The sequence below is a fragment of the Parageobacillus toebii NBRC 107807 genome (genome assembly GCF_003688615.2).
GTDB classification, from domain to species: Bacteria; Bacillota; Bacilli; order Bacillales; family Anoxybacillaceae; genus Parageobacillus_B; species Parageobacillus_B toebii.
The window spans coordinates 930227-937500 of the sequence record NZ_CP049703.1 but is presented as its reverse complement, the minus strand read 5'-3'; the positions used below and the strand labels follow the sequence as shown (position 1 = coordinate 937500).

The 7274-nt window shown below is 40.8% G+C and carries 9 protein-coding genes and 1 other RNA gene; 3 read left to right on the top strand and 7 right to left on the bottom strand.

Going from position 1 to position 7274, the window contains the following annotated elements; translation table 11 throughout:
- Window positions 1-283: 283 nt before the first annotated feature.
- The 7 genes from DER53_RS04780 to tadA form a co-directional block, all read right to left on the bottom strand.
- Window positions 284-550: a pro-sigmaK processing inhibitor BofA family protein gene (locus DER53_RS04780; RefSeq protein ID WP_012748802.1), complete on the bottom strand. Its 267-nt coding sequence runs from the start codon at window positions 548-550 to the stop codon at window positions 284-286.
- A gap of 78 nt (window positions 551-628) precedes the next feature.
- Entirely contained in the window at window positions 629-853 is a 225-nt protein-coding gene (locus DER53_RS04775) for a YaaL family protein (protein WP_012748801.1), read from the bottom strand.
- Between the two features lie 23 nt (window positions 854-876).
- Entirely contained in the window at window positions 877-1473 is a 597-nt protein-coding gene (recR, locus tag DER53_RS04770) for a recombination mediator RecR (protein ID WP_012748800.1), read from the bottom strand.
- 11 nt (window positions 1474-1484) lie between these two features.
- Window positions 1485-1808, bottom strand: coding sequence for a YbaB/EbfC family nucleoid-associated protein (locus DER53_RS04765; RefSeq protein WP_003247376.1), 324 nt, complete (start codon window positions 1806-1808; stop codon window positions 1485-1487).
- A gap of 25 nt (window positions 1809-1833) precedes the next feature.
- Window positions 1834-3519 (bottom strand): DNA polymerase III subunit gamma/tau, encoded by a 1686-nt coding sequence (gene dnaX / locus DER53_RS04760; protein WP_062756467.1) that lies wholly within the window; start codon window positions 3517-3519, stop codon window positions 1834-1836.
- Between the two features lie 118 nt (window positions 3520-3637).
- Window positions 3638-3902, bottom strand: an RNA gene (gene ffs / locus DER53_RS04755) — signal recognition particle sRNA large type.
- A gap of 53 nt (window positions 3903-3955) precedes the next feature.
- On the bottom strand, window positions 3956-4438 hold the full coding sequence (gene tadA / locus DER53_RS04750) for a tRNA adenosine(34) deaminase TadA (RefSeq protein ID WP_012748797.1): 483 nt from the start codon (window positions 4436-4438) through the stop codon (window positions 3956-3958).
- Between the two features lie 85 nt (window positions 4439-4523).
- On the opposite strand from tadA, the gene DER53_RS04745 reads away from it, so the two are divergent.
- The 3 genes from DER53_RS04745 to DER53_RS04735 all read left to right on the top strand — a co-directional run bounded on the left by DER53_RS04745 (window position 4524) and on the right by DER53_RS04735 (window position 7217).
- Complete coding sequence (locus tag DER53_RS04745) at window positions 4524-5810, top strand: glycoside hydrolase family 18 protein (RefSeq protein ID WP_012748796.1); 1287 nt, start codon at window positions 4524-4526, stop codon at window positions 5808-5810.
- A gap of 103 nt (window positions 5811-5913) precedes the next feature.
- Complete coding sequence (locus tag DER53_RS04740; protein WP_062756469.1) at window positions 5914-6552, top strand: deoxynucleoside kinase; 639 nt, start codon at window positions 5914-5916, stop codon at window positions 6550-6552.
- On the top strand, window positions 6549-7217 hold the full coding sequence (locus DER53_RS04735; protein ID WP_062756471.1) for a deoxynucleoside kinase: 669 nt from the start codon (window positions 6549-6551) through the stop codon (window positions 7215-7217). Before DER53_RS04740 ends, DER53_RS04735 begins: the two co-directional genes overlap by 4 nt.
- Window positions 7218-7274: the final 57 nt, after the last annotated feature.

Below are 7274 nucleotides of genomic sequence, written 5' to 3'. Positions count from 1 at the left end.
GATTGGCTTTTAATTCGGCGCCGACACCGAAGGTGTCAAGTCGCCTCCGCTTTTCTTATTGACGCTTGCGTTTTGTTTAGTTTTCAAGGAACTTCGCACACTTTTTATATTATACATACTGCATTACATGTTGTCAACTTATTTATTCATTTTTTAACAACGACGTTTTTTAATATAATACATATAAAAATAAAAGTCAATATGTTTTTTCAAAAAATAAAAAAGGCGCTGATGGAAAACAACGCCTTTTCGTCATCTCGCTTACAAATGAAACATATCTTCCTTACATAACGATATACTTTTCGATGATAACTAAAGCTGCCGCTCCCGGTATCCCGAGAAATCCACATATGAATGCTGTTATGAAATTAATGGGGACATGAAATTGAAACGCTCCGCCAATTGCATTAATAACAAATAATACTAGTGCTCCAACGATTAGTTTAATCGCCCCATATCCTAAAAATTTTAATGCTTTTAATCGCGCTCCTGCTAATAATAAAACAATAATCATAGATGATAGCAAAATAAGTACAAATTTCGGTTCCATTTTCCACGCTCCTTTTTATTGCTTGTACTACAAACTTATGATGAAAGACGGAAAAAAGAACAAAAAAAATAAAGGAAGCTATTTCACTCCCTTTAATGATACACGTCGATATTTTGCTTCACGGATTAAAAAAAAGTATTTGGCCTCTGTAACATTTAACGCCATTAGTACTTCTTCTGAAGGTTCTACACACTTTTCAATCAGCCGTTTCTGTTCATACCATTCGTCTCTCAGCGCTTGTAATTCTTCTACTAATTTTAAATCAAATTGCTTTTTTAGCCAGCCTTTCCGTCGCCATAACAAGTGACCCCCACCTCTTTCTCTTTCTATAACTCTCGACGTCCTTCCAAGGCTTTTGAAAGCGTCACTTCATCGGCATATTCCAAATCTCCGCCCACCGGTAAACCGTGGGCAATTCTCGTTACTTTTATTCCAGTTGGTTTTAGCAAACGCGATATATACATCGCGGTCGCTTCCCCTTCAATGTTCGGGTTTGTCGCCAAAATAACTTCTTGTACAGCTTCATCTTGCAATCTTTTTAATAACTCCGCAATTTTTATATCTTCTGGGCCGATGCCCTCCATTGGAGAAATGGCACCATGCAACACATGGTAAAGTCCATTGTATTCTTTCATTTTTTCCATAGCAATAACATCTTTTGGATCTTGCACAACACATATTGTTGTTCGATCTCGTCTTTCATCTTTGCAAATATAACAAGGATCTGTATCGGTAATGTGCCCACAAACCGTACAATATCTAATATTCCGTTTGACATCAACAAGCGATTTAGCAAATTCCAACACAGTATCTTCCTTCATCGTTAGAACAAAAAACGCAAGACGAATAGCTGTTTTTGGTCCGATTCCGGGCAGCTTCATAAAACTATCGATTAGTTTAGATATTGGTTCTGGATAATGCATTAAAACTCCTCCTAGAACAATCCCGGAATATTCAATCCTTTTGTAAATTGTCCCATCATTTCGGCTGCTAACTCATCTGCTTTTTTCAAAGCATCATTTGTTGCTGCCAACACTAAGTCTTGGAGCATTTCAATGTCTTCTGGATCCACCACTTCTTCTTTGATTTTTACTTCCAAAATTTGTTTATGACCGTTCGCTATAACGGTCACCATACCGCCTCCTGCAGTGCCTTCTACCGTTTTTTCTGCTAATTGTTCTTGTGCTTTCTGCATTTCTTTTTGCATTTTTTGCATTTGTTTCATCATTTTTTGCATATTTCCCATTCCGCCACGCATCATTGTTTTTTCCTCCTTAATATGGTTATTCCTTAATTTCAATTAATTCCTCACCAAACAGCCGCTTTGCTTCCGCGATTAGTGGATCTTCTCCCTGTTCTTGTTCGCGCTTCGCGCCTTTTTCGCGAATGAATTCTTCTCTTATTTTGCTCCATTCTTCTTCAGGAACTGCCACCATTTCAAAACGTTTTTTCGTTAGCTCAAATAAAATCGCCTCTAAATTATCTTTCACATAATTCGTATTGTCAGCGGCCATTTTACAATGGATTTCATATTTAAACTTCAACACAAAAGCGTTTGGGCTTGCAGCAACTGGCTCGCTTTCCTGCAATAAAGCTGCATGGGATACTTTATGTTGCTTCCTTAATGTATCCAGCATCTCAGCCCAATGGCTTTTGATAAGCGATAAATCTTGATGGGTCGCTTGCTTTAAGATTTCATAAATACGGCCAACCGGCGTTTTATATCCTCCTGTTTTTAGCGTCTTTGTTTGTTTTTTCGTTTGCGCAGGGGCGGTTGTTGCGACAGATGCATGATGTTCTTTTAAACGGCGCAGCTCCGCTTCCAAATATTCCAGCTTTTTTGCGAGCGATTGAATTTCTTCAGAGGACGGTGATGGATAGGAAGCTTGTTGATGGCAAAGCTTCACCAGCGCAACCTCTAAAAAAATGCGCGGATGATTCGTCCATTTCATTTCTTGCTGGCTTTTATTTAACACTTCAATCGTTTCGTAGATGTCAGATAACGGAACTGACTGAGCTAAATGTTGAAACGTATCGTCAACAACTGTGCCTTTTATCGCCCCTTCTACATGGGGAGCCGTTTTATAAAGCAAAAGATCCCGATAATATAAAATTAAATCTTCAATAAGGCGATTAGGATCTTTTCCTTGATCCATCATTTCCTCAAGCAGCTGCAATGATGTTGCCGTATCTTTCTCATATATAGCCCGAACAAGAGAAGCCAATGTCGCGGAAGATACGGATCCGGTCATGGCAAGGACATCTTCAAGCAGCAATTCTCCATCACTAAATGAAATAGCTTGATCAAGCAAACTTAACGCATCACGCATTCCGCCGTCGGCCGCGCGAGCAATCGCAAACAAAGCCTCATCTGAAGCTTTTATCCCTTGCTGTTCAATAACTTGCCGCAACCTTGCGACAATAGAATGCAATGGAATTCGCCGAAAATCAAAGCGCTGACAACGGGAAATAATCGTAAGCGGAATTTTATGAGGCTCTGTTGTTGCTAATATAAAAATAACATGCTTTGGAGGTTCCTCTAACGTCTTTAATAACGCATTAAAAGCGCCAATTGAAAGCATATGTACTTCATCGATAATATATACCTTATAGCGAACAGATGTCGGCGCAAATTTCACTTTATCACGAATATCCCGAATTTCATCCACCCGGTTGTTCGAAGCCGCATCAATTTCCAATACGTCTGGAATGGCGCCATTCGTAATCCCGATGCATGCAGGACATTCGTTGCATGGTTCTACCGTCGGTGCATGCTCACAATTTACCGCTTTTGCTAAAATTTTCGCAGCGCTCGTTTTTCCTGTACCACGCGGACCAGAAAACAAATATGCATGGGATATTTTATTTTGAAGCAGGGCACTTTGCAATGTTTTCGTCACGTGTTCTTGACCGACAACATCTGCAAACCGCTGCGGCCGAAAAACACGATATAAAGCTTGGTATGTCACGAAATGGCCCCCCTCTTTTTCTCATCTTATTTATTATATAATGTCTTCACCTTTTTTCAAAATAAGAAATAAAAAAACTCACTCGCAAGGAGTGAGTTCTATGTTCTCTTTATGTAGGCCGTGCACCTTCTGTCGATTAGCTGCCCCAAGCGTTGCTCAAGCAGTTAGCTCAGCCCAGGCACCCCCGCGGCACATGGGAGAATCCGCTTACTGCTGCTTCCTTCCGGACCTGACAGGGTTCACGGAATCCCATTGCGCGGGACCCAGACGTCAACACCACTTACTTGAGACAGACCTTACGGCAAACTAACCTCGAGAAGGGATTCAGCCTCGCTAGAGCGGATTGCGAGTACAGGGCACCGCTACCTCCCCGCTTAGCACGGCAATATAAGTATATCGGTTTTTGAAACAAAATGCAATGACTGACTTCGATCATTTAGCTGGAACTTTGCCCAATATTTTTCTTTTTTTCGCGGAGCTTTCGAAAAAAGCTGCTTAACATTTGCCCGCATTCTTCTCCTAATATCCCGCTTGTCACTTCCGCTTGATGATTAAATCTTCCTTCTTGCAACAAATTCATCAATGTTCCTGCGCAGCCTCCTTTTGGGTCACTTGCGCCGAACACGACCCGCTTAATGCGGGCAAGTACAATGGCACCAGCGCACATCGCGCAAGGTTCTAATGTGACATACAATGTCGCGTCTTCTAAGCGCCATGATCCTACTTCCTTACACGCTTTATCAATCGCTAAAATTTCGGCGTGGGCAATGGCACGCTGTTCCGTCTCCCGCAAATTATGAGCGCGAGCAATAATATGGCCGTCTTGAACAATGATCGCACCAATTGGAACTTCTCCTATTTGTTCTGCTTTTTTCGCTTCTTCTATAGCTAAACGCATATAGTATTCATCGTTTACCATTGCTAAACTCCTCGTAAAAACGGTCATTTCTGCTCTTTTTTCATCATAAAATAAGAAGAACGAAGACGCAACTAGGAGGTAAAGTATGCAAATTCACGTTGTACAAAGCGGGCAAACGTTAAGCGGAATTGCTCAAGCGTATAATACGACTCCTGAAGAAATTATTCGCGCAAACGAGCTCCCAAATCCAAACGATCTTGTTGTAGGTCAAGCGATTGTTATTCCGATTGTTGGAAGCTTTTATTGGGTTCAGCGCGGCGATAGTTTATGGTCCATCTCCCGGAAATTTTCCATTCCTGCGCAGCGTCTTGCGGAAATTAACCGCATTTCCTTAAATAGCCCGCTGCAAGTTGGACAACGTTTATACATTCCGCCAAAAGCAAAACGGAGAGCCGAGTTTAACGGATACATTGAGCCGCGAGGAACGACTGTCAGCCCAGCGCTGGAGGCAAGTGCTCGTCAAGCAGCCCCATATTTAACATACTTAGCTCCGTTTCAGTTCCAAATTCAGCGAAATGCAGCACTCAAAGAACCTCCATTGAATAATTTCCCATCTATCGCTCGCGCCAATCGCGTTACTTTAATCATGGTCGTTACCAATATCGAAAACGATCAATTTAGCGATGAACTAGGAGCGCTTATTTTAAACAACGAACAATTACAAAACCGTCTATTAGAAAACATTGTAACAACAGCAAAAAAATACGGATTTCGCGATATTCACTTTGATATGGAATATTTGCGTCCCGAAGACCGCGAAGCGTATAACGCGTTTTTGCGAAAAGCAAAACGGCGATTTGAACGTGAAGGGTGGCTTATGTCTACCGCGTTGGCGCCAAAAACAAGCGCGACACAAAAAGGCCGCTGGTATGAAGCGCATGATTACCGCGCCCACGGACAAATTGTTGATTTTGTCGTCATTATGACATATGAATGGGGATATAGCGGTGGACCGCCAATGGCGGTTTCTCCAATTGGCCCTGTTCGGCAGGTGATCGAATATGCCATTTCCGAAATGCCCGCTTCTAAAATTATGATGGGACAAAACTTATACGGATACGATTGGACGCTTCCATACGTACCGGGTGGACCATATGCACGGGCGATTAGTCCGCAACAAGCGATCCGTCTTGCTGCTCAATACAATGTCGCCATTGAATATGACACCAAAGCGCAAGCTCCTCATTTCCGCTATCGGGACGAAAACGGAAAAGAACACGAAGTTTGGTTTGAAGATGCCCGTTCGATTCAAGCAAAATTTGACTTAGTAAAAGAACTCGGCCTACGGGGAATCAGCTATTGGAAACTAGGATTAGATTTTCCGCAAAATTGGTTGCTGCTAACAGATAACTTTACTGTTGTAAAAAGGTAAATAATACTTTTTTCAATCGCACTTGGTTGTTTTTCCAAGTGCGATTTTATTTATCTATGTGTTAAAATAAATTTTATCTGTCTAAGGAGAAGGGGGAGCACAGATGGGAATGGTTCCATTTATCGCGGTAGAAGGTCCGATTGGGGTTGGGAAAACTTCATTGGCAAAAGCGATTTCCGAACACTTCCGCTATCATTTAGTGAAAGAAATCGTCGATGAAAATCCATTTCTCGGGAAATTTTATGAAAATATCGAAGAATGGAGCTTCCAAACGGAAATGTTTTTCCTTTGCCATCGTTATAAGCAATTAGAAGAAATTGATCGTAACTTTCTTCAACAAAAAAAACCAGTTGTTGCCGATTACCATATTATGAAAAATGTAATTTTCGCCAAAAGAACGTTACAAGAACATCATTATAAAAAATATATAAAAATTTATGATATTTTAACAGATGGTTTACCTCAACCTAATATGATCATTTACTTACATGCCAGCCTTGAAACGCTATTAACACGCATTCATCAACGCGGCCGCGACTTTGAGAAAAGAATGGATCCGGTCTACTTACAGCAGCTAGCCGCTGATTATGAAGAAGCGTTTGCTCTATTCGAACAAGCAAATCCACATATTCCAGTTCTTCGGTTCAACGGGGACTTGCTCGACTTCGTTCAACGGGAAGAAGATTTACATTACATATTCGAACGAGTAAAAACTGTCGTAAAAGGGGTTTCGCAACGATGAACTTACGTGAAAAATATCGTATTCCAGATAACGCGATCATTACGATTGCCGGAACAGTCGGTGTCGGTAAATCAACCATGACAAAAGCATTAGCCAAAGCGCTAAATTTTCGCACTTCATTTGAAAAAGTAGATACAAATCCATATTTAGACAAGTTTTATGATAATTTTGAACGTTGGAGTTTTCATTTACAAATTTATTTTCTTGCGGAGCGATTTAAAGAACAAAAGCGGATGTTTGAATATGGCGGCGGCTTTGTTCAAGATCGGTCTATTTACGAAGACGCGCATATTTTTGCAAAAATGCACTTTGAAAATGGAACAATGACGGCTGTGGATTACGAAACATATACAAGCTTATTTCAAGCCATGGTCATGACACCGTATTTCCCGCATCCTGATTTGCTTATTTATTTGGAAGGAAGTTTTGAGGAAGTGATAAAGCGCATTCGTGAGCGCGGGCGTCCAATGGAACAGAAAACACCTATATCATATTGGAAGGAAATGTATGAACGTTATGAGAAATGGATTAATGAATTTAACGCTTGCCCAGTTCTTCGCGTAAACATTAACGAATACGATATTGTCGAAGACGAGCAGTCCATCGAACCAATTATTAAAAAAGCTTCAACGATTATTCACGAGTATTATCGTATAAAAAAATAACCGCCACTATTAGGCGGTTATTTTTTGCTTTGGAAAAATAAAAATTCGTTACAAAAT

Coding starts and splice junctions, on each gene's coding strand:
- DER53_RS04780 (WP_012748802.1), bottom strand. CDS start 550: ATGGAACCGAAATTTGTACTTATTTTGCTATCATCTATGATTATTGTT.
- recR (WP_012748800.1), bottom strand. CDS start 1,473: ATGCATTATCCAGAACCAATATCTAAACTAATCGATAGTTTTATGAAG.
- DER53_RS04765 (WP_003247376.1), bottom strand. CDS start 1,808: ATGCGTGGCGGAATGGGAAATATGCAAAAAATGATGAAACAAATGCAA.
- tadA (WP_012748797.1), bottom strand. CDS start 4,438: ATGGTAAACGATGAATACTATATGCGTTTAGCTATAGAAGAAGCGAAA.
- DER53_RS04745 (WP_012748796.1), top strand. CDS start 4,524: ATGCAAATTCACGTTGTACAAAGCGGGCAAACGTTAAGCGGAATTGCT.
- DER53_RS04740 (WP_062756469.1), top strand. CDS start 5,914: ATGGGAATGGTTCCATTTATCGCGGTAGAAGGTCCGATTGGGGTTGGG.
- DER53_RS04735 (WP_062756471.1), top strand. CDS start 6,549: ATGAACTTACGTGAAAAATATCGTATTCCAGATAACGCGATCATTACG.